Annotated in this window: 10 protein-coding genes, 2 tRNA genes and 3 rRNA genes; 11 read left to right on the top strand and 4 right to left on the bottom strand. The window is 44.7% G+C overall.

Features of this window, described 5'->3' with window-relative positions; genetic code table 11:
* Positions 1-13 precede the first annotated feature (13 nt).
* Positions 14-1633 (bottom strand): FISUMP domain-containing protein, encoded by a 1620-nt coding sequence (locus tag R3O62_RS04530; protein ID WP_317473085.1) that lies wholly within the window; start codon positions 1631-1633, stop codon positions 14-16.
* Between the two features lie 521 nt (positions 1634-2154).
* Positions 2155-3756 (bottom strand): fimbrillin family protein, encoded by a 1602-nt coding sequence (locus R3O62_RS04525; protein WP_234212691.1) that lies wholly within the window; start codon positions 3754-3756, stop codon positions 2155-2157.
* 552 nt (positions 3757-4308) lie between these two features.
* Between R3O62_RS04525 and R3O62_RS04520 the strand changes: the two genes are divergently transcribed.
* The 5 genes from R3O62_RS04520 to R3O62_RS04500 are packed head-to-tail and all read left to right on the top strand — an operon-like array spanning position 4309 to position 12782.
* Positions 4309-5682 (top strand): sugar porter family MFS transporter, encoded by a 1374-nt coding sequence (locus R3O62_RS04520; protein ID WP_005812555.1) that lies wholly within the window; start codon positions 4309-4311, stop codon positions 5680-5682.
* Between the two features lie 23 nt (positions 5683-5705).
* The gene (locus R3O62_RS04515) at positions 5706-7358 is read left to right on the top strand and encodes a glycoside hydrolase family 172 protein (RefSeq protein ID WP_032529724.1); all 1653 of its coding nucleotides are present in this window, start codon (positions 5706-5708) and stop codon (positions 7356-7358) included.
* A 51-nt stretch (positions 7359-7409) separates the two neighbouring features.
* On the top strand, positions 7410-10601 hold the full coding sequence (locus R3O62_RS04510; RefSeq protein ID WP_186993838.1) for a SusC/RagA family TonB-linked outer membrane protein: 3192 nt from the start codon (positions 7410-7412) through the stop codon (positions 10599-10601).
* Between the two features lie 11 nt (positions 10602-10612).
* Positions 10613-12358, top strand: a complete 1746-nt coding sequence (locus tag R3O62_RS04505; RefSeq protein ID WP_022011746.1) for a RagB/SusD family nutrient uptake outer membrane protein — start codon at positions 10613-10615, stop codon at positions 12356-12358.
* 16 nt (positions 12359-12374) lie between these two features.
* Entirely contained in the window at positions 12375-12782 is a 408-nt protein-coding gene (locus R3O62_RS04500) for a DUF4945 domain-containing protein (protein ID WP_005782981.1), read from the top strand.
* Positions 12783-12827: 45 nt separating this feature from the next.
* Here the strand turns inward: R3O62_RS04500 and R3O62_RS04495 are convergent, their stop codons facing one another.
* The gene (locus tag R3O62_RS04495; protein WP_317473082.1) at positions 12828-14027 is read right to left on the bottom strand and encodes a class I SAM-dependent methyltransferase; all 1200 of its coding nucleotides are present in this window, start codon (positions 14025-14027) and stop codon (positions 12828-12830) included.
* 8 nt (positions 14028-14035) lie between these two features.
* Entirely contained in the window at positions 14036-14785 is a 750-nt protein-coding gene (locus R3O62_RS04490; protein ID WP_005782985.1) for a M15 family metallopeptidase, read from the bottom strand.
* Between the two features lie 391 nt (positions 14786-15176).
* Here R3O62_RS04490 and R3O62_RS04485 point away from each other — a divergent pair, with 391 nt between their 5' ends.
* The 6 genes from R3O62_RS04485 (at position 15177) to rrf (ending at position 22585) form a co-directional block, all read left to right on the top strand.
* Entirely contained in the window at positions 15177-15914 is a 738-nt protein-coding gene (locus tag R3O62_RS04485; protein ID WP_005812561.1) for an acyltransferase, read from the top strand.
* A 1567-nt stretch (positions 15915-17481) separates the two neighbouring features.
* Positions 17482-19010: ribosomal RNA gene (locus R3O62_RS04480) — 16S ribosomal RNA — on the top strand.
* A gap of 156 nt (positions 19011-19166) precedes the next feature.
* Positions 19167-19243: transfer RNA gene (locus R3O62_RS04475), tRNA-Ile, on the top strand.
* Positions 19244-19270: 27 nt separating this feature from the next.
* Positions 19271-19347 (top strand) — tRNA-Ala (locus R3O62_RS04470).
* 150 nt (positions 19348-19497) lie between these two features.
* Positions 19498-22385 (top strand): 23S ribosomal RNA (locus tag R3O62_RS04465).
* Positions 22386-22474: 89 nt separating this feature from the next.
* A 5S ribosomal RNA gene (gene rrf, locus R3O62_RS04460) occupies positions 22475-22585 on the top strand.
* The 16S, 23S and 5S rRNA genes sit together here with 2 tRNA genes alongside, the layout of an rRNA operon.
* Positions 22586-22650: the final 65 nt, after the last annotated feature.

Genomic DNA, 22650 nt, shown 5'->3' with positions numbered 1-22650 from the left:
TTAAAAGTGAATATTATTGTTTGGTGCCTTTTACGCAACGGACAGAATGCCCGTCACCTTTCGGACCATCAGCTTGTATTTCTATGCTAAGTGTAGATCGAGCATCAAGAACAAGCCTACGCGCCCAATTATTATTACTATTATTATTATCACTACTCCAATAAAAGCCAACTTCTCCGACAAAGTGTGTCCCTACTGTACCACATCCTCCTTCTCCTCTTGCTCCTGCTACAGTGAGAAAGATTCCTTTGCTGTTATTCATAAACCATACGCCCTTATTAGTCACTATTTTATTTGTACATCGAGAAAGTTTAGTCAATTCGTTTATCGATGGTGTTCGCCATCCTGAACCATATGTCGTAGGGTTAAGTCTTGCGCATGGATCTATATTGTTTCTATTATAATCTTGACTCCAAGTATAATAATATCCATAATCAGTTGAAGTAGTCCACACATAATTATTACTCGCTCCTGTACTTTTCAGATTCCCATCCGCCCATATTAATTTGGCCAGGTCTTTCTTATCCTGAGCCGTACATCCGTTTTGCGTAAGATTAATATCACTCTCCAACACATTGATGCCGGGACCTTTTTTAAACTGTATTTTTAGTGTATAGCTCATTCCCTCTTTCAACTGTACGCTTTGGGTGGACGTGATTTCGGTGTTGTTGTTCACAATCCGTCCTCCTACCGTCAGCGTATTGAAATGCACTGTAATCGTTCTGGCCCCTGCAAACGGAACCATGCGTATGGTTGTACTCAGGGTCGTGTTCGGATTGAATGCTGCCGTATTATTCGTGTTGGCAGCTACCACATTGCTCGAAGGACCGATTGTCCATGATGTGGAGTTTCCCCCTTGCTTTACGTATACACCCGTGCAATTACTGATCGTATTGCTCGGGTATCCGGTGGGACTAATGGAAATTGTCAGTTTGCATAGCTTCTGACTGAAACTCACCGGAAGGTTGTGGCTGAGGCTGTTTACATTCGTTATATCTCCGGAATCGAAGGTCATGAAGTCCTTGCTCATGTTAGGGATAGACACTGTGCTACTGTTGTAGGTATATGATGCGGGCATAGTTCCCAAGTCGGCAGCTGTAGCGGTATTAAAGGAGTAACCCACCACGCGTATCGTTCCCGAGCGTGTCAGCAATTTCCCTTGTTTGAGTACAGGAGTGCCCGTACCATTTGAGGTGTAATCGGCGGCCGACTGGAAGACATAGTTATTTCCGGACTTCCGGAAAACAATCAGCCGGAAATAGACTCCTGAAGATACTGTTGCACGGGTATTTGCACGGGGTAGGGTATCTTCCGTCAGTTCCATCGAGGCTATCCGGGGACCTTCATAGTCCGGTTGCTCTCCCGTGCGTGTAGGGGAGAAAGCTTTTACCCCCACCCATTCGGCGATCAGGGGAGAGTGGTTACGGGTCGAAGCGTCATTAAAAGAGGAAGAATGATAGTCGTTGTCACCCGTCAGACTGATTTGGATGGGGATTAACTCGTCGGCAGTATCCCCGCTGTCAGCAGACAGGGGAGTCATTCTGTCATCTTCCGCACATCCTGCTATCGAAAGGCACAAACACAGCCATAAGGCTTTACCGAGACACTCTCGCGTAATAAAAGTTCTATTCATATACTATGATATTAAAGTGAATAATCGTATCAAAGACACATTGCAGACCTATACATCCTCGTATAAGTCCGGAAAGGCTGTTTGATACCACTTTTATTATGCGTAAGTTTGTGTATTACAATCAGATATAACGGTCTTGAATACACAATAATGTTTCAAAAGACGTACGTCTGATGCAACAATATGTTAAGATCGCTTTTTTTATATGTGGAAAGATTTCCACAGTGTTGTAATTATCAGACACGTTTAAATATTCTCTTATATTTAATGTGAAGAGTAACATATCATTGTTTCAAAAGACGTACGTCTTTTGAAACACCGTTCCCAAAAGTTAAATTTGCATCTTATAAGTCTTCTCATTTACTTGTCTTGTATTCCTATTCTCTTATATGTAACACAACATTATTCTCACGCTGGCTTTTGAATTAAGTTCCCATAATCGGTTTATTTAAAGTGAATATTATTGTTTAATATCTATTGTAAATAGACTGCTACTATTTAAAGAATATTCAGAAAACTCATTAATCTCCTTTTACACAACGTACTGTTTTACCATCTTTCTTTTGGTAAGCCTGAATTTCGGCCGTTCCATTTCTTAAAAGCATAAAATACGAAACAGTTCCCCCTGCATCGTCTCTACTTTGATAATATCCTTCAGTATCAGGACCTGTTGTGGCTTCAGTGCCACTGCCTCCCCTATTGTCATTACGATATCCTGCAGCAGGTAAAAAAAGCCCTATACTACTATTCATAAACCACATGCCTTTATTAATCAATGCTTTGTTTGTACACCGAGATAGCATTGCTAAGGTATTCCTACTTGGAGTACGCCATCCTGTACCATAATATGCAGTATTTAATTTAGAGCAAGGATCTGTATTATTAGTATTTGTATTTCCGGTATAAGTACTATAAAACGTATAATAATAACCTCTATCTGTTGCAGTAGTCCACACGTAATTCGTATTTCCGGTACTCTTCAAATTTCCCGTAGCCCATCTTAACTTCGCCAAATTATTTTTATCACTCGCTGTACATCCGTTTTGTGTCAGGTTAATGTCACTTGCCGCCAATTGTACTCCCAATTCAAACTTTAGCGTAATGGTATAACTCTTTCCTGGTAGCAACTGTACATTCTGGCTCGAGGTGATATTCCGGTTATCCGCGTTAAAGTAATTACTAAGTTTCAACGTACCGATATGTACCGTGATTGCCCGTGAACCCGAAAAAGGGACTAACCGTACAGTGGCAGTAGAATTATTGGCTATATTGAATGTGGACGTATTTCCGGTATTGGCACTTACATTATTTGTAGAGGGACCTATCGTCCAGGCGGACGCATTACCGCCCTGAGAAACATATACGCCCGTACAGTTGGTAAACGTGTTGCTTACAAACTGTGACAAGGAGAGCTTAACCGTCAGCTTGCAGAGTTTTTGCGTGAAACTAACCGACAGGTTGTGGTTGATTGTACTCACATTTGCCATATCCCCCGAATCATAAACCATAAAGTCATTACTCATATTCGGGATAGTGACGGAAGTACCGTTATAAGCATAGGCTGAAGGAATCGTTCCCATCGCTGTCGTACTATTGAACGAGTATCCGATCACACGGACAGTTCCCGCTCTGGTGAGTAACTTTCCTTGCCTGAGTGTGGGAGCGGAAGCCCCGTTCGTCGTAAAATCCGCTGCCGACTGGAACACGTAATTGCCACCCTCATTACGGAAAACGATCAACCGGAAATAAATGCCGTTGCCCAATGTAGCGGCACGGGTAGTGACTTGCGGCTCTTCGCGGAGTGTCATCCGGACCACTGAAGGACCCTCGTAAGGTACGGCAGCAGGTATGGCCCTGCTGGCGGGTGATTCCTTAACCGGTACCCATTCGTCTACAAGCGTTCTTCCCCCGGTTGTGGCGGGAGTATCAACATGACTTTCCATATAGCTGCCATCCTCAACCCGGCTGACCGTAATAGGGATCATATCCCCTCCGTCCGGTTCGGGACTGTCGGGGTTCACAACATTGTCTCCACACGATGTTATCATTAAAAAAGCCGCGCACACACAGCATGTGCTTAACGCACGAAAGCCTACATACAGAAGTTTTGCCTTTGTATTCATAATTCAAATGTTTAGAAGTGAATAAAATAGATCGTACTCAGCATGGTCTTCCCATTAAGAATGGACAGGCCGGCTATAGCAGGCTGTGAATACAGCTTTTATTTTGCGGTAAGTTTGTGTAAGTTAGATAGATAGAACGGCTCTTGTGTTTCAAAAGACGTTCGTTTTTTGAAACACGGTCTTTGCTCTGTGCGCTGAATACAAAAAGAAGAGATAAATGACTGATAATTAAAACGATGTAAAAAGATTTGCACAGATGAAAAAAGCGACTTATCTTTGTTGCATCAGACGAACGTCTTTTGAAACGTTACCTTCCTTTTGATAAAAGACAACCCACTTATTACAAGAATCATTTTTTCCCAAATGCTTCATTATTAGCTTTATCCTTTCGTTACATCAGTGGGTAACCGGATTGATAGTCTGGCAGTATTTTTGCCGGATGTTACTATTCTTATATTATTTGTTTCCTGCGTTATATCGCTTCTGTACTATTCTGGCTAACCTTGCATCAACAATCACACATCGTATAACTACTATAAATTTAAAATCAAAATGAACAGAGAGAACAAACCTTTATTCCTATATACCTTTATCACCGTCTTTGGTGGATTGATTGTGGGATTAAATATGGCAGGTATTTCCGGAGCCGTTCCTTTTTTACAGGAACAATTCATGTTGGATGATATGGCTTTGGGATTGGTGGTAAGTATTCTGACCGTAGGTTGCCTTTGCGGTGCTTTGCTGGGAGGAGGTTTCAGTGACCGTTATGGCAGGCAGAAAGTAATGTTCTCGTCAGCTATCTTTTTTATTGTTTCTTCTTTAGGTTGCGCATTGTCTGTCAATCTGGTTTCACTGCTGGTTTTTCGCCTGATATGTGGGCTGGGGATCGGCGTGATTTCTGCCGTAGCACCTATCTATATATCCGAGATTTCTCCTGCCCGGTTGAGGGGAACACTGGTCTCTTACAATCAACTGGCCATTGTGATAGGAATTCTGATTGCTTATATTGTAGATTATATATTGCTGGACTACGAGCGGAACTGGCGCCTGATGCTGGGATTCCCGTTCTTCTTTAGTGTAGCCTACCTGCTACTGTTGGTTATATTGCCCGAGAGTCCGCGATGGCTTTCGGCCCGCGGAAAAGCAGGCAGAGCCAGACAGGTGGCCAGTAAGCTGAACCTGGAAGCCGGTGAGATGACCGTGTCCGACACAAACACACAAGAAGGTAGAGATAGGATAAAGGTAACAGAATTGTTTAAGGGTAACTTGGCTAAAGTGGTTTTCATAGGTTCTATACTGGCCGCCTTACAGCAAATTACGGGTATTAACGTCATTATTAATTACGCTCCTTCTATTTTTGAGATGACAGGTGTTGCCGGGGATATTGCCCTTGTGCAATCCATCCTGGTGGGCGTGGTGAATCTGTTGTTTACCCTGATTGCTGTATGGCTGGTCGATAAAGTGGGACGCAAAATCCTGCTTCTCGCCGGAAGCTTGGGAATGAGTCTTTCGTTGCTTTATTTGGTCTATACCTTCGTTGTACCTGCTGCCAATGGCATCGGCGCATTGATAGCCGTGCTGTGTTACATCGGGTTCTTTGCAGCTTCGCTGGCACCGCTGATGTGGGTGGTAACTTCCGAAATCTATCCTTCCCGTATCCGTGGAACGGCCATGTCACTCTCTACCGGAGTAAGTTGGTTATGTACGTTCCTCACCGTTCAGTTTTTTCCTTGGATACTGAATAACCTGGGCGGATCGGTCGCATTCGGAATCTTTGCTGTTTTCAGCATTGCTGCATTCGCATTCATTTTATTTTGTGTGCCCGAGACTAAAGGAAAGTCGCTGGAGGCAATAGAAAAAGAATTGGGAGTGGATAAAGAAGCTGAAAAGACCGCAAAAGAAGAACATGCTTTCTCGAAAATATAATAAACACAAAATTAGATATAAGTATGAAACAAAGTAAAAGAAATGTATGGTTGTCCGTTTGCGCAGGACTCTTGTTTTGTTCGTGGGGATGCGGCTCTCAAGTGTCGGATAAGCCGGTAACACTGGAAACGCTGTTGGACGAAATGGTATCGGTGGAGGAGCAGGCGCTATATCCGGTTCCCTCTTATACTTGTCGTCAGGAAAGTAGTTATGACCGTGCATCGGTATCACCCGATTCTGCCGGTTGGTTTGCCAACAGCGATGGGTTTGGAATCAAGCGGGTAGATACGATAGCAGGCCGTATCGAGAAAGTAATGTTCGACGAAGTCGGACCGGGGGCTATCACCCGCATCTGGATTACTACTATTGACAAACGCGGTACATGGAGGTTTTATTTCGATGGTTCCGACCAGCCGGGCTGGATTATTCCCGCCTATGACCTGATGCGGATCAATGTGCCCGGACTGGGAAGAGGAATGTTGCAGGCACACACCAGCTATACGCCCGAAGGTAAGGGAGGAAATACCCTGTTCCTGCCTATCCCGTATGCCCGTGGATGTAAAGTGACGTTCGAAGACGAGCCGGGAGTGAATCCTACTCCAAAATATTACCACATCAACTTCCGTAAATATCCGGAGGGTACACAGGTGGAGACTTTCTCTAAAGAAGTGGTAGAGAGAGCAGCACAGAAAATAGCTGAAGTAGACGATCGTCTTCTCCATCCGATGGCCGGACGTAAAGGTGAAATGATCCGGGAGAATAAGAACCTTCTTTCTTCCGATTCACTGACCATTCCGCTGCCGACAGGTGAAAATGCGGTGTATGAAGTGAAGTTCAATATCCGTGTTGATAATCCGGAGCAATATGCGCAATTGATGCGGGAATTGGTGTTCAGTGCCACATTCGACGGGAAACAGACCGTATGGGTGCCCTTGAGTGATTTCTCCGGAGGTGGCATGGGTGCTCCCAAAGTGGATAGTTGGTATCTGACGTCCGACGGGAAAGGGAACATCTCCAGTCGCTGGTTGATGCCTTACCGCAAATCGGGAGTCTTGAAAGTACTGAACCTTTCTTCCCAGCCGGTTGATGCTGAACTGGAGGTAAACGTGGCCCCGTTGAAGTGGAATAAAGACCGGTCATTGTATTTCTATGCTTCATGGAGGCAGGAGAACGGTATCTACATCCATGATAAACCCGAAGAGGCCGATCAGTGTGTAGAATGGAACTTCGCTACACTGAAAGGAAAGGGGGTCTATAAAGGTGATTTACTTTCACTGTACAATCATGCTCCGTTGTGGTATGGCGAAGGTGACGAGAAAATTTGGGTAGACGATGATACTTTCCCTTCACACTTCGGCACCGGTACGGAAGACTACTATAATAGCTCATGGGCACCGGTAGTGCCTTTTTATACTCCATTCGGAGGAGCTCCGAGAGCCGATTTGGAAAGCTCTCACGGTTATAATGCTTTCTATCGCACCCGCCATCTGGATGGCATCCCTTTCAATAAGAGCTTTAAGTTCGATATTGAAATGCTGGGATGGAAACGGGGTGAGGCTGATTATGCCACTACCATTTACTGGTATGGCGATCCGGAGGCACAGGTATTTGGAACTTCAGGTATTGAAGAAGCTCGCCGGCAGTTGCTGCCTGCTGTCGAAGCTTCGGCAAACTGAAAAACATATGATAGTATTATTTAAATTTTTAATTAAATCTAATTGGTGAATATGAAACATGAAAGACCTTGCCTTGTGGCCTCCGGAAGTGACTGGCTGCAAGAAGTGTTGAGAAGGCTTTTGGTCTGGGTGGTTGTCTTGTTCTCGGGGACAATGATGGCATACGCAGGCAATCTGGATATCAACCAGGTGAAAGTCATTACGGGTACGGTGACCGAAAAGGAAACAGGTGACCCGCTGATCGGAGTAAACGTGTCGGTAAAGGGCACTTCGAAAGGTACGATTACGAATCTGAATGGTGAGTATTCGGTTGATGTGAATTCGGATAAAGATATTCTGGTATTCTCATTTATTGGAAAGGCTACACAGGAGAAAGCTGTGAAGGGATTAAGCAAGATTGACGTGGTAATGGCCGATGATGCCACGATGTTGGGCGAGGTGGTTATCCAGACCGGATATATGACGCAGCGCAAAGCCGATCTGACCGGTTCGGTTGCCATTGCTAATACCTCGGATTTGGCTCAGAATCCTTCGACTAACGCACTGAAGTCTTTGCAGGGAAAATTGCCGGGTGTATTTATTACTGCCGATGGTAGCCCCGGTGGAAATGCTTCGATACAGATTCGCGGACTTACGTCATTGAATGCACAACCCAACCCGCTGATCGTACTCGACGGATTGGCAGGCGATTACAACTTGAGGGACATCAACCCGGCGAACATTGAATCTATTCAGGTGTTGAAGGATGCTGCTTCGGCCAGTATTTATGGTTCGAGAGCTGCCGGTGGTGTGATCATTATCGAAACGAAGAAGGGTAAAAAGGGTGAATCGAAAATCAGCTACGAAGGTCGTGTACAGTTTTCCAAGTGGGTTAATAAACCCGACTTGCTGAATACTGAAGAATATGGACGTGCCATCTGGCAGGCGTATGCCAACGATGACAAATTGGGTGAGATCAAACAAAGTGTTCGTTTCTTCGATTACGACTGGAGTTATGACGGTAACGGTTATCCGGTGCTTAACTCCGTGAAACCGGTGGAATGGCTGAATACAGCCAAGACTATGCGCTCGGCCGATACTAACTGGATCGACGAAATATCCCGTACCGGAGTATCGCAGAATCATCAGATCTCAGTATCGAGTGGTACTGAAAAATCACGTACTTTCTTCAACCTGGGTTATGAAAATACGGAAGGTATCCAGATTGAAACCTTCTGGAAGAAATATTCGGCCCGCTTGAATTCGGAATACGATTTATTGAATGGTCGTCTGAAAGTAGGTGAGAATCTGGAGTTGAACTACATGAACTATCGCGAAGCCAATCATACTCAGCTTGCAGCGAATGAACCCCCTATCATTCCTGTATATACCGAAACCGGTGGTTGGGGTGGTGCCTCTCTCGACGTGGGTATGGACGATTATCGTAATCCGGTGAAAGACCTTATCCTGGGGAAAGACAATGTCAATAAGTTCCTGAAGGTAATTGGTAATACGTATGCCGATTTGATGATTATCAAAGGTTTGAACCTGAGAACATCGTTCGGTGTAGACTATCGCGGTTCATACTATCGGGCAGTCGATAAAAAATGGGGTGAAGCAGATGGTTCGGGCCGTGATGAAAAATTTAATTATGTCCGCAATGATCAGACCCATTTCCTTGAATACCAATGGACCAACCAGATCAACTATAACGGGCAATTCGGAAAACACTCGATAGGAGCTGTAGTCGGAATGGAATTCACGAAAGCTGAAAGCGAAGCATTCTATGCACGGAAAGACGGTTTGACCCTGGAAGACAGAGACTATGCTTTTTTGAGTTCGGCTACCGGCGACAAGATTACAGAGGCTACCGGTTCGGGTGATGCTTATGCTCTGTTGTCATACTTCGGTAAGTTTAACTATTCGTATGCTTCCAAATATCTGGCATCGGCAACGTTACGTTATGACGGTTCTTCCAAGTTCGGTGCTGATAACCGTTGGGCAGTTTTCCCAGCATTTTCGCTGGGATGGAGAATCAAGAACGAACCGTTCCTTGAGAATGTAGATTTTCTTTCGGATCTGAAATTGAGATTCAGTTGGGGGCGTAACGGTAACTCGGCTATCCCGAGTGGATACTTGCAAAGCAGCTATGTAGCCGATTATAACGGAACTTCTTATGCTATGAACGGACAGGAAAGCGGTTCTTTACAGTCTGGTTTCCGCAAATATCTCACCGGTAATTCGACACTGAAATGGGAAACGGTGACACAGACCAATTACGGTATCGATTTCGGTTTCTTCAATCAGAGCCTGGTCGGAACTATCGACTATTTTTATAAGAAAACAACCGATATGCTTTATTTACCCCCTTATATCGGTGCGTTTGGTGAAGGTGGAGATACTTATGTGAATGGTCCGAGCATGGAAAACCGAGGAGTTGAAATCTTGTTGACATACCGGAATAACCTTCCGTCCGGATTTAGTTACAGCATTACGGGAAACCTTGCTACCTTCAAGAATAAGATTACCGAATTGCCGGACAACGTGAGAAGTGTATATGGTGGAAACGGTATGTTGGACGATATTATCGGACGTCCTCGTAACTCTGTCTACGGATATGTGGCAGACGGAATCTTCAAAACTCAGGAAGAGGTGGACAACTCACCGCAACAGGCTGGAAAAGGTTTGGGACGTATCCGTTACAAGGACCTTGATGGCGACGGACGCATTACTCAGGATTATGACCGTACGTGGATTGGTGTCAGCGATCCGGACTTTACTTATGGTTTGAACCTTCAGGCTTCATATAAGAATGTAGATTTGGCTCTCTTCTTCCAGGGTGTACATGGCGGAGATGTTTGGGATTCATGGATTGAATACAGTGACTTCTGGAACATTCAGGATGTGAATAATACCAATCACCTGAAAGGCGTATTTAATGCCTGGTCTCCCCAGAATCCGGATTCTAACATTCCGGCTCTGTCTACCCGTAACACCAATGATGAAAAGCGTACATCTACGTATTTCCTCAAAGATGGTTCGTACCTGAAACTGAGAACAGTGGAATTGGGATACACTTTCCCGGAAAGTCTGGTGAAGAAAGCCATGATCAGCCGCTTGCGTGCCTATGTTTCGGCTAACAATGTATTCACTATCAAGAAATGGTGGGATAGCAACCGCTTCTCGGGTCCCGATCCTGAAATCCGTGACTTTGGCTATGTCATTCCATTTACCGCTACAGTTGGAGTTAATATAACCTTTTAAATAGAAATAGTATGAAAACCTTTTATAGTTTATTTCTGTCATCTGCCCTTTTGCTTTCCTTGTTGGTGACGAGCTGTGCCGACCAATTGAATATTAACCCTAAAGGGGTGCTGGCTGATGATTTATTATTAGGAAAGCCTGAACATATTGATGATTTTGTGACTCCGTGCTATTCGCTGATCCCTTATCTGCCTTGGTCGGAAGCTCATGCATGGTGGATGCATGGTTCCATCCGGTCAGACGATGCTTACAAAGGCGGATCGGGTGTAAGTGACCAGTCTGCCTGGCACGATATGGAAGTTTTCTCTTCTGTGACCGCTAATGTAGGCAATAATGACGGACCTTGGTTCAAGGGATATGTAGCCATATCCAGATACAATCTGGCACTCTATGCTCTGTCTAAAGTTACCGATGAAAACTATCCGTTGAAGGGCGTACGTACCGGTGAAGTGAAATTCCTGCGCGGAGCTACCTATTTCTTTATGAAGACGCTGTGGAGATATATTCCTTGGGTAGATGAAGAGAACGGAAGAACGGTGGAAGATGTGACCAATATCTCGAACCGTCCTAATGGTACTGATGATACATATTTGTGGGAACACATTGTGGCCGATCTGGAAGAAGCTGTCAGACTGTTGCCTGAAAAGCAGGAAGAGATAGGCCGTATCAATAAGAATGCCGCACGGGCTATGGCTGCCAAAGCGTTGTTGTTCATGGCATACAAGCAAGATGAAAGACATCAGGTGGTTGAGGTAGATAAGGCGATTCTGGAACGCGCTCTGGTTTATATTAACCAGATCACCGATCAGGAAGGTGGAAATGTAGGTTTATGTGAAGACTTTGCCGAAAATTTCTTGCCGGAATATGATAATGCTACCAAAGAAGCAATTTGGGAAATCCAGTATTCTATCAATGACGGAACATCAAGTGGAGGAAATACAAACAACGGTGCAGAATTGAATGCTCCTTCCTGGGAACCTTATTTCCCATGTTGTGACTTCCATAAGATGAGCTTTAATATGGCAAATGCTTTCAGAACTGATAAAGACGGTTTGCCTTTGTTCGATACGTTTAATGATGCGGAACTGAAAGGAAGATTCAAAGAGTATTTCAGTGAAAATACTTTCGATCCTCGTCTGAGTCATACAGCAGCCATTCCGGGATATCCTTATAAATATAATCCGGACTTGTTGTATGAAGAGAAGGCTTCCAGAAGCCCCGGTGATTATGGTTATCTGAAATCTGTTAAGGAATTGGTACCTGCCGGTTGCGATTGTATCATTGTAAACCGCAACTCAATGAACGTGAAACAAATACGTTATGCTGAAGTTTTATTGTGGAAAGCTGAAATTCTGATTCAGTTGGATCGCCATAAAGAAGCTCGTCCTATCATCAATAAGCTACGCGAACGTGCCAATAACAGTAGAATCCGTCTATTGATGGCAGACGGTACTCCTTATATGAATTATAAAGTTAGTTTATATACTGACGAGGCTGCATGGACCAAAGAGTATGCATGGAAAGCACTGATGTTTGAGAATCGTCTTGAAATGGCATGTGAGGGAAGACGTTTCTTCGATCTGCAAAGATGGGGAATTCTGGAACCTACGATGAATGCTTATTTCAAGAAAGAAAAAACTCGCTTCTCGTGGATGAATAATGCTGTCTTTGTTGCAGGAAGAGATGAATATAAGCCTATTCCTCAGCAACAGATGAACTGGGCGAAAGGAAATTATATACAGAATCCGGGTTACTAATAAAAAACAGACGATTATGAAAAGAATACTATATTTTTTCTCTGTGATGCTTTGTATACTTGCTGTCACAGGTTGTCAGGATCGCGATATCATTGATTTCAAGGATGGGGTTTCTTTGCCCCCGGTGACCGATTTGAAATCGTCACTATCACCTGATAATGAAGCTTTGATTGAATGGAAATTGCCTACAGCGATTCCGGAAGAGGTGGAACGTCCTTTATCCGTTTATGTTCAGGTTTACAAGGGGGCGGTGTTAGAGCATCAGATTTCTTTGGAAGGTGAGCCTACTTCGTGGGAATATACACTGAAAGAACCTGAATCGAAATACAGGATTGTGGTTAAAGTTCAGGGGATGTTGAAAGAAAAGCCTTATGGGCAGTCAGACGAGATTTATTCGTTGGGACAAACAGTTTCTATAAATTGATTGAGAGAAAGAGGCAGCGTCGGGACGACGTTGCCTCTCTTCATTTTATGCTTTCTCACATCGGATGATGATTTTTCTTTCATCGTTCAGGGTAGTAGCAAACAGATAGATATCACCTCCGTCAGCTATTTTTAGCCGTTTTCGTAGTTCTGCCACAGATTGTGGGAAGTTGCGGACAGTGAGGTTGGCTTTATCCACTTCATTTAAGAGATTCTTCAGTTCTTTTTTGTTGAGGCCTGAGTAGCCGGTCACCCGGAAGATTCGGCCTGGAAATTCTTCTATCCGTTCATCCGAGGTGTAGAGATGGCTGTTGGGATGGAGCTTGCTTAAATGAAACGCAGAAGCGATGCTGCGGAAAGCACCGGCTTTGAGAATAGAGGCGTTGGGTTCATACAAGTAAGTACCTATTTTATGGGTGTAAGAGCAATCGGTGCTCTGCTCTGCTTCGCGCGTAAAGACGAAACGCTGTATTTTTCGGTTTGCAAAGTTGATGCAGACGATAGGCTGCGATAGGGTAGGCAGGATCATCGGAGATGTCTTTTCAGACCGCAACATTAACAACAGTTCCTTACATTCGTTGTTGACGGAGATAATGTGGACCTCAGAAACATGCTTCATGTCCCGTATAGCCAGAGAAAGGTCGAGCATTGGGGAAAGTTTGATTATAACCTGTTGCCCTTTTTCGAGCAATAATTCCTCCAGTGCGGCTGCATTAGGTTCACAGTCGGATATGGCTACTGTTTTTCCGCCATGTTCATTGCGGCGTGCCGGGTCCAGGAAGATACAGTCTGTGGGCGACATTGTTTGCAAGTACTCTACTCCGTCGGCATTTTGTATCCGGATCTGCTTTAATCCCAATAATGGAAAATTGTGAGCGGCAATCTCGCAAAGTTCTTTTTGGCGTTCGATGTAGGTGACTGTTTTAAACCGGGCTGCGAGAAAAGCACAATCAATACCGAATCCGCCCGTAAGATCGACCAGCGTTTCTCCCTGTGCCAGTGAGGCTTTGTAGAGTGCGGTGATTTCCGATGAACATTGTTCCAATGATAAATGACGTGGATAAAGAAGATTTTCCGTAGCATGCCAACTTGGTATTTTTGAAGCGGCGGCTTGCCATCCGGCTATCTGGACGATAGCAGAGGACATGTCAACCTGGGGATATTTCTTTGCCTGTAATGCGAGGGAGCGTATATCGTCATTGCGATGCTCCCGGATAAACAGGACTGTTTCCGGAGAAAGGTACATATCTTATTTTAGTTTATAAGTTTATACTTTTGTTTTGCTTCGTCTCGGCTGCACAGGTTAAAGTGCCACCATTCGCTGGGGAGTGCACGGAATCCTGCACCTTTCATGACTCTTCTTAGTAGAATTCGGTTTTCGCGTTCTTGTTGCGTTATTTTTCCTTTTTTCACGAGTTCTGCTTCGTTTGTGATATGCGATGTTGCACCCATATAATCAACTTCGGTTCCCATAGAAAGTGGGTGCCCGAGAGAGTCTACTATGCCGATGTCTACTGCCAGGCCATAATTATGCAGTCCTCCTCCTCGTGCCGGATTAGATACATAGAAATATTTAGAGGTTCCTTTTACAACATCCCACATCTTTTTCTGAACGGACATCGGACGTGCTGCATCATAAATCACCAGGCGATAGCCAGGATGCTCTGCTTTGAGTAACAGGTGTGCCTGCAAAAGGGCTTTAGCTGCGTCCGGATGGAGATATGCCTCTTTCAAATCACCATAAAGAAGTTGACCGGTGAAATTATCCGGGGTGGCATACATCAGGTTGATTATGAATGTAGAGTCGAGTTCGGAGATATTTACCAGTCCGATTGAGTCCAGATAAAGAGCTGTTTGACTTTTGGCTGCAATCGGTTGTGGCTTTTCTGGGGCTACAAGATTTATGGAGTCCATAGGTACGGGATAGAACTGCGTTTCCTTATTCCGGCAAGAGGTTGTGATAAACAGTAATAGGATGAAAGTTGCTAAAGATCCGGGCTGCATATGATTTTTTTAGTTGAATTATTAAATGCAAAAGTATAAAAACATATGCGCATATTTTAGAAGTGAGGAAGTTTTTCGTTTTTAAGGCTTGTCCTATATGTACCTCATCGGATTTACAATGCATTATAAATTAGATTTTCCCGATAGCTTTTTTGAGTAAAAAGCATTAGTCTTTTCATCGTGCCTGTCTTTCCTGCCATACTTGTTTTCCTCTGATATTTGCTTTGAGAGGATCATTTGCTTTCGGTTTATTGTTGTAATCGTTAATTTACTTAAAATGAAGAAGATCAGGAGTAGGCTAATGAATGTGAAGCTATTCCTTTTCGTACATTTGGCAGAAAGGAGTAAAAGCTGTATTGCTACGAATGTAAACTATAGGATTTAGAATGATATGGAACATGTTAATGGTCAAAATAATGAAATTACATTGATTTTCCCACATAATCGGATTGACTGTATGGCTTCTCAGAACGAACGGTTTAATCGGATTATAAATCAAGCTAACATAACGATCATTGGGAATAACAATCACATTTCAATGTATTGCGATTCTGAAGATAGTGCGGAAGAATTGTTGCTAAGTGATGGATTTCTTCTGGTTGTAAAAGGAGATAATAATATAGTAAATATAGGGACGATTATTTTACGCTATTCTACCATATTGGGTATGACGGGATTGAAGCTTATCATTGGGCAACTTCCGGGACTGGGAGCCGGTGTTTCAAGAATGGCTAATAATTGTCGGGTAGATATTGGAAATCGTGTAGTAATTAATGGCGTTACGTTATATTTGCAAGAAGATGATTCGTGCATCAGTATTGGAGACGATAGTCAGTTGAGCTGGGGCGTTGATATATGGTGTACCGACGCACATACGATAACGAATTTAGAGGGTGAGCCGATAAATTTTGCTAAGAGTATCGTAATAGGTAAGCATGTATGGATCGGAAAAGATGTGAAGGTTTGTAAAAATGTGAAAGTCTCTGATAATAGTATTATTGGTTGGGGGAGTATCGTAACGAGGGTATTTAATGAACCCAATGTAATTATTGCGGGTGTTCCGGCTAAAGTTGTAAAACAGGGAATTAACTGGGACCGTAGATGTATCAATAAGTATTTAAAAGGATGACTACTGTTAGTTGCAAAAGAAAAGTGAGGGTATGGGTAGAGGTAATTGTAAATAGGGGCGCTGCTCTCTATGGAGAGTCCTCTCTATTTACACAAAATCGTGGACAGTGCCTTTTCTGTCCTCTCCTCCGCGAAATGCATTTCTATCTTCCATCTTCCACCTTTTTCCATCTTTTTCCATCTTTTTATCTGATTATCATTTATTTACCCTGGTGGAAGATCGCGTTTTCAGCCTGTTTATCTTCCACCCTCATCTTCCATCTTCCACCCTCTGCCATCGCTTGAAAAACTTCCATAATTCCCTCGTATTCAGAATTATACTTTCTGTTTCTTGTCAGTTTTCCCTTTAAAAAGCATTTTCATATCCCCGCTTGTTTGTTTGAAAATGCTCTGCTTTTTTCCGGAAGTCCTTTGTTATTTGCCGCTTGGGATATTCTTTGCCCCCCGTCCGCCCCATTCCTTGTCCGCTATTCCCTTTCTCCTGCCTTCCTGAATAGACGGCGCTTACCCTTTACCTTGTCCTCCCGGCTTTCCTTCCGCCGGCGCTTTCCCTCAAGCATGGTCTGTCCGAAGCATACGTTGCCTTGACGCTGCCTTTACGCGCGTACCCCCGTAACCTCGAATGCGGGTTCCATTTACCAACCGGGGTAAACGCTTTTACATGCCGAGGTAAATGGCTTTACATGCTGAGGTAAATGCTTTTACATGCCCGGGTAAATGGCTTTACATCAAGAATAAAATTCAGGTAAATATACTCTTCTGATTATCAATGATATTTAACTGCTGACTCAGCTACACATTTATCCGGGTGCCCCCTGAGAATCCCTTTCCCATATCCCCCCCCCCCGGAGAAATTTGAAACCGCCTGTCGGTTCGTTCCCAACACAGAGATTCCCCTCCCTCCCCAATGAATCCCCCCCTCCTTGTTTTCCAAGTATTCCCCCCTCTATATATTATAATTATGTGTCCCCTTGGCCCTCCCTTTTCCCTTCTTTTTAAAGTATGCTTTAAAACCTACCTCTCCCTCAGCCCTTTACATATAAATTTATATTTTTATTTAAAAAACTTCCTTATATATTTGCCTTGTATTGGTAAATCGCGTACTTTTGCACCCGCTTTCCAAGAGACGGAGAGCCGATTGAAATTGACATGTTGCAAGTGCGTATTGATTGCCTTAACGGATAACCAAAATAATCTCCTTTTTCTTTGGAGTTTAATATTAAAATTCGTTATCTTTGCAGTCCGATTCGCGATAAAAGGCGTTTATTCCGGTGCCTTTCCCTTTCGCTAAGAGAGTCGGAGAACAGACCGGAAAAACATTTTAAAAAAAACTTCCAAAACATTTGGTGTTTTAAAATAAACCTTTTACCTTTGCACCCGCTTTTGAAACGAAGCACAATCGAAAAGAAGAGTTCTTTGAAAAATTGATAAACAATACAAGTAGTACAAGTAAATTTAGAACCGTCAATACTTATTATATAGGTATATGAAAAAATGACCGTCAATAAATTTTCGACATCCTGAACAGAGCTAATATTGTCCCTTATTGGGATTATAACAATACTTTTACAATGAAGAGTTTGATCCTGGCTCAGGATGAACGCTAGCTACAGGCTTAACACATGCAAGTCGAGGGGCATCAGGAAGAAAGCTTGCTTTCTTTGCTGGCGACCGGCGCACGGGTGAGTAACACGTATCCAACCTGCCCTTTACTCGGGGATAGCCTTTCGAAAGAAAGATTAATACCCGATGGTATAATCATTCCGCATGGTTTGATTATTAAAGGATTCCGGTAAAGGATGGGGATGCGTTCCATTAGGTTGTTGGTGAGGTAACGGCTCACCAAGCCTTCGATGGATAGGGGTTCTGAGAGGAAGGTCCCCCACATTGGAACTGAGACACGGTCCAAACTCCTACGGGAGGCAGCAGTGAGGAATATTGGTCAATGGGCGCGAGCCTGAACCAGCCAAGTAGCGTGAAGGATGACTGCCCTATGGGTTGTAAACTTCTTTTATATTAGAATAAAGTGCAGTATGTATACTGTTTTGTATGTATAATATGAATAAGGATCGGCTAACTCCGTGCCAGCAGCCGCGGTAATACGGAGGATCCGAGCGTTATCCGGATTTATTGGGTTTAAAGGGAGCGTAGGTGGACTGGTAAGTCAGTTGTGAAAGTTTGCGGCTCAACCGTAAAATTGCAGTTGATACTGTCAGTCTTGAGTACAGTAGAGGTGGGCGGAATTCGTGGTGTAGCGGTGAAATGCTTAGATATCACGAAGAACTCCGATTGCGAAGGCAGCTCACTGGACTGCAACTGACACTGATGCTCGAAAGTGTGGGTATCAAACAGGATTAGATACCCTGGTAGTCCACACAGTAAACGATGAATACTCGCTGTTTGCGATATACAGTAAGCGGCCAAGCGAAAGCATTAAGTATTCCACCTGGGGAGTACGCCGGCAACGGTGAAACTCAAAGGAATTGACGGGGGCCCGCACAAGCGGAGGAACATGTGGTTTAATTCGATGATACGCGAGGAACCTTACCCGGGCTTAAATTGCAGTGGAATGATGTGGAAACATGTCAGTGAGCAATCACCGCTGTGAAGGTGCTGCATGGTTGTCGTCAGCTCGTGCCGTGAGGTGTCGGCTTAAGTGCCATAACGAGCGCAACCCTTATCTTCAGTTACTAACAGGTCATGCTGAGGACTCTGGAGAGACTGCCGTCGTAAGATGTGAGGAAGGTGGGGATGACGTCAAATCAGCACGGCCCTTACGTCCGGGGCTACACACGTGTTACAATGGGGGGTACAGAAGGCAGCTACCTGGTGACAGGATGCTAATCCCAAAAGCCTCTCTCAGTTCGGATCGAAGTCTGCAACCCGACTTCGTGAAGCTGGATTCGCTAGTAATCGCGCATCAGCCACGGCGCGGTGAATACGTTCCCGGGCCTTGTACACACCGCCCGTCAAGCCATGGGAGCCGGGGGTACCTGAAGTACGTAACCGCAAGGAGCGTCCTAGGGTAAAACTGGTGACTGGGGCTAAGTCGTAACAAGGTAGCCGTACCGGAAGGTGCGGCTGGAACACCTCCTTTCTGGAGCGATGTTGGAAACGACGTTCATTGGTTCTAAAATTGTACTACTGGTACTTGTTTATTTATAGAATATAGATCGACCATCTATAGCAATATAGATAGAGATAAACAAGAGAAAAACAGAAGCCGAGTCTAAAAACAGGACACGGTTGAACTAGTCCTATAGCTCAGTTGGTTAGAGCGCTACACTGATAATGTAGAGGTCGGCAGTTCAACTCTGCCTGGGACTACCAAGACGAGATTACTATCTTGTATGATTGGGGGGATTAGCTCAGCTGGCTAGAGCATCTGCCTTGCACGCAGAGGGTCAACGGTTCGAATCCGTTATTCTCCACCATTGATACTCCGGCAACACAAGTTGCCGAATGTTATCATACGATCTTTGACATGATGTACAAAAAAAAGTAAATTTAGTAAGAGCTAAAAGTATATATCGAACCATTTGGTTCAGATCCTTTTTAAGAAAAGGAGATGAACCTGGCGATAAAAGAAAGTAAATAAGGGCGCATGGCGGATGCCTTGGCTCTCGGAGGCGATGAAGGACGTGATAAGCTGCGATAAGCTTCGGGTAGGTGCAAATAACCTTTGATCCGAAGATTTCCGAATGGGACAACCCGGCATTCTGAAGGAATGTCATCCAACCAAGTTGGAGGCTAACGCAGGGAACTGAAACATCTTAGTACCTGCAGGAAAAGAAAATAAATAATGATTCCCCTAGTAGTGGCGAGCGAACGGGGAATAGCCCAAACCACCCATGTTACGGCATGTGTGGGGTTGTAGGACCACGCTCTCGCAAGAAAGTTATTGAGAAGAAGCGACTGGAAAGTCGCGCCATAGACGGTGATAGCCCGGTATTCTAAGGTAACTGAAGCGTAGTGGTATCCTGAGTAGCGCGGAGCACGAGGAATTCTGCGTGAACCAGCCGGGACCATCCGGTAAGGCTAAATACTCCCGAGAGACCGATAGCGAACCAGTACTGTGAAGGAAAGGTGAAAAGCACTTCGAATAGAAGAGTGAAATAGTCCCTGAAACCATGCGCCTACAAGCGGTCGGAGCAGCTTATGTTGTGACGGCGTGCCTTTTGCATAATGAACCTACGAGTTACTTTTTCCGGCAAGGTTAAGCATCTTGAGATGTGGATCCGAAGCGAAAGCGAGTCTGAACAGGGCGGATAGTCGGAAGGAGTAGACGCGAAACCAAGTGATCTACCCTTGGGCAGGTTGAAGGTTAGGTAACACTAACTGGAGGACCGAACCGATAAGCGTTGAAAAGCTTCCGGATGACCTGAGGGTGGGGGTGAAAGGCTAATCAAACTTGGAGATAGCTCGTACTCCCCGAAATGCATTTAGGTGCAGCCTTGAGAATTACTAATGTGAGGTAGAGCGACTGATAAGATGCGAGGGCTTCACCGCCTATCAAGTCTTGATAAACTCCGAATGCGCATTAGTTCGATCTCAGGAGTGAGGGCATGGGTGCTAAGGTCCATGTCCTAAAGGAGAAGAATCCAGACCATCAGCTAAGGTCCCCAAATAAACACTAAGTTGAACTAACGAAGTCAGATTGCTAAGACAGCTAGGATGTTGGCTTGGAAGCAGCCATTCATTTAAAGAGTGCGTAACAGCTCACTAGTCGAGGAGTTTGGCGTGGATAATAATCGGGCATTAAGTGTTTTACCGAAGCTATGGGATACGTAAGTATCGGTAGGGGAGCATTCCACTCTGCGTTGAAGGCGAAGCGTGAGCTTTACTGGAGCGTGTGGAAAAGCAAATGTAGGTATAAGTAACGATAAAGGGGGTGAGAAACCCCCTCGCCGCAAGACTAAGGTTTCCTGATCAACGCTAATCGGATCAGGGTTAGTCGGGTCCTAAGGCTCAGCCGAACGGTGATGCCGATGGCAGAACAGGTTAATATTCCTGTACTAGCATTAAGAGTGACGTGGAGACGGAGGAGTGACAACGCCGCGGACTGACGGAATAGTCCGTTAAAGGGTGTAGATGTTGATTATCCCAGGCAAATCCGGGATAAGAGTCGAACCTGACAGTATACCAATTTCCTCGGAAAACGGTAATAGTGCGTGTAAACATACTCCCAAGAAAATCCGCTAAACTTAATCTTAATGGTACCCGTACCGCAAACGGACACACGTAGTCGGGTTGAATATACTCAGGCGCTTGAGTGAATCACGGTTAAGGAACTAGGCAAATTGACCCTGTAACTTCGGGATAAAGGGTCCCTACCCGGTGACGGGAGGGCGCAGAGAATAGGTCCAGGCAACTGTTTAACAAAAACACAGGGCTGTGCAAAATTGAAAGATCACGTATACAGCCTGACACCTGCCCGGTGCTGGAAGGTTAAGAGGAGATGTCATCGCAAGAGAAGCATTGAATTGAAGCCCCAGTAAACGGCGGCCGTAACTATAACGGTCCTAAGGTAGCGAAATTCCTTGTCGGGTAAGTTCCGACCTGCACGAATGGTGTAATGATCTGGACACTGTCTCAACCGTGAGCTCAGTGAAATTGTAGTATCGGTGAAGATGCCGATTACCCGCGATGGGACGAAAAGACCCCGTGAACCTTTACTATAGCTTAACATTGAATTTGGGTAATTGATGTGTAGGATAGGCCGGAGACTTTGAAGCAGGTACGCCAGTATTTGTGGAGTCGCTGTTGAAATACGGCCCTTTGATTATTTGAGTTCTAACTCGCAGTCGCGAGGACACTGTTTGGTGGGTAGTTTGACTGGGGTGGTCGCCTCCAAAAGTGTAACGGAGGCTTCTAAAGGTGCCCTCACGCCGATTGGTAACCGGCGGCAGAGTGTAATGGCATAAGGGCGCTTGACTGGGAGACTCACAAGTCGATCAGGTAGGAAACTAGAGCATAGTGATCCGGTGTTTCCGTATGGAAGGGACATCGCTCAAAGGATAAAAGGTACTCCGGGGATAACAGGCTGATCCCTCCCAAGAGCTCATATCGACGGAGGGGTTTGGCACCTCGATGTCGGCTCGTCACATCCTGGGGCTGGAGAAGGTCCCAAGGGTTGGGCTGTTCGCCCATTAAAGTGGCACGCGAGCTGGGTTCAGAACGTCGTGAGACAGTTCGGTCTCTATCTATCGTGGGCGCATGAAATTTGCGTGGCTCTGACACTAGTACGAGAGGACCGTGTTGGACTGACCTCTGGTTTACCGGTTGTGCCGCCAGGTGCATTGCCGGGTATCTAAGTCGGGATTGGATAAGTGCTGAAAGCATCTAAGTACGAAGCCAGCCACAAGATTAGATTTCTTTTAGGGTCGTTGTAGACTACAACGTTGATAGGACGCAGGTGTACAGGTGGTAACATCACAGCCGAGCGTTACTAATTGCCCGATGACTTTCTTTTATTGTCTTTTATGGTTTATATATCCGTTTAGCTTTACTATTTAGATAATAGACAGCTAAGTTTACTTTTGTACATTATGTCTACCTTATTCAGGTGACTATAGCATCAGGGTTCCACCTCTTCCCATTCCGAACAGAGAAGTTAAGCCTGATCACGCCGATGGTACTGCGTAACAGTGGGAGAGTAGGTAGTCGCCGTTTTTTTCAGAGAGTTCATCCCCTCGGGTCAGAAGACACGAGGGGATGACTTGTTTTTGGGTATAAGC

Source organism: Bacteroides hominis (genome assembly GCF_033042785.2).
Classification (GTDB): domain Bacteria; phylum Bacteroidota; class Bacteroidia; order Bacteroidales; family Bacteroidaceae; genus Bacteroides; species Bacteroides hominis.
The sequence above is the reverse complement of the archived record's forward strand: the minus strand, read 5'-3'. Positions and strand labels throughout refer to the sequence as shown.

Coding starts and splice junctions, on each gene's coding strand:
- R3O62_RS04490 (WP_005782985.1), bottom strand. CDS start 14,785: ATGCAGCCCGGATCTTTAGCAACTTTCATCCTATTACTGTTTATCACA.
- R3O62_RS04525 (WP_234212691.1), bottom strand. CDS start 3,756: ATGAATACAAAGGCAAAACTTCTGTATGTAGGCTTTCGTGCGTTAAGC.
- R3O62_RS04500 (WP_005782981.1), top strand. CDS start 12,375: ATGAAAAGAATACTATATTTTTTCTCTGTGATGCTTTGTATACTTGCT.
- R3O62_RS04530 (WP_317473085.1), bottom strand. CDS start 1,633: ATGAATAGAACTTTTATTACGCGAGAGTGTCTCGGTAAAGCCTTATGG.
- R3O62_RS04510 (WP_186993838.1), top strand. CDS start 7,410: ATGAAACATGAAAGACCTTGCCTTGTGGCCTCCGGAAGTGACTGGCTG.
- R3O62_RS04505 (WP_022011746.1), top strand. CDS start 10,613: ATGAAAACCTTTTATAGTTTATTTCTGTCATCTGCCCTTTTGCTTTCC.
- R3O62_RS04520 (WP_005812555.1), top strand. CDS start 4,309: ATGAACAGAGAGAACAAACCTTTATTCCTATATACCTTTATCACCGTC.
- R3O62_RS04495 (WP_317473082.1), bottom strand. CDS start 14,027: ATGTACCTTTCTCCGGAAACAGTCCTGTTTATCCGGGAGCATCGCAAT.
- R3O62_RS04485 (WP_005812561.1), top strand. CDS start 15,177: ATGGAACATGTTAATGGTCAAAATAATGAAATTACATTGATTTTCCCA.
- R3O62_RS04515 (WP_032529724.1), top strand. CDS start 5,706: ATGAAACAAAGTAAAAGAAATGTATGGTTGTCCGTTTGCGCAGGACTC.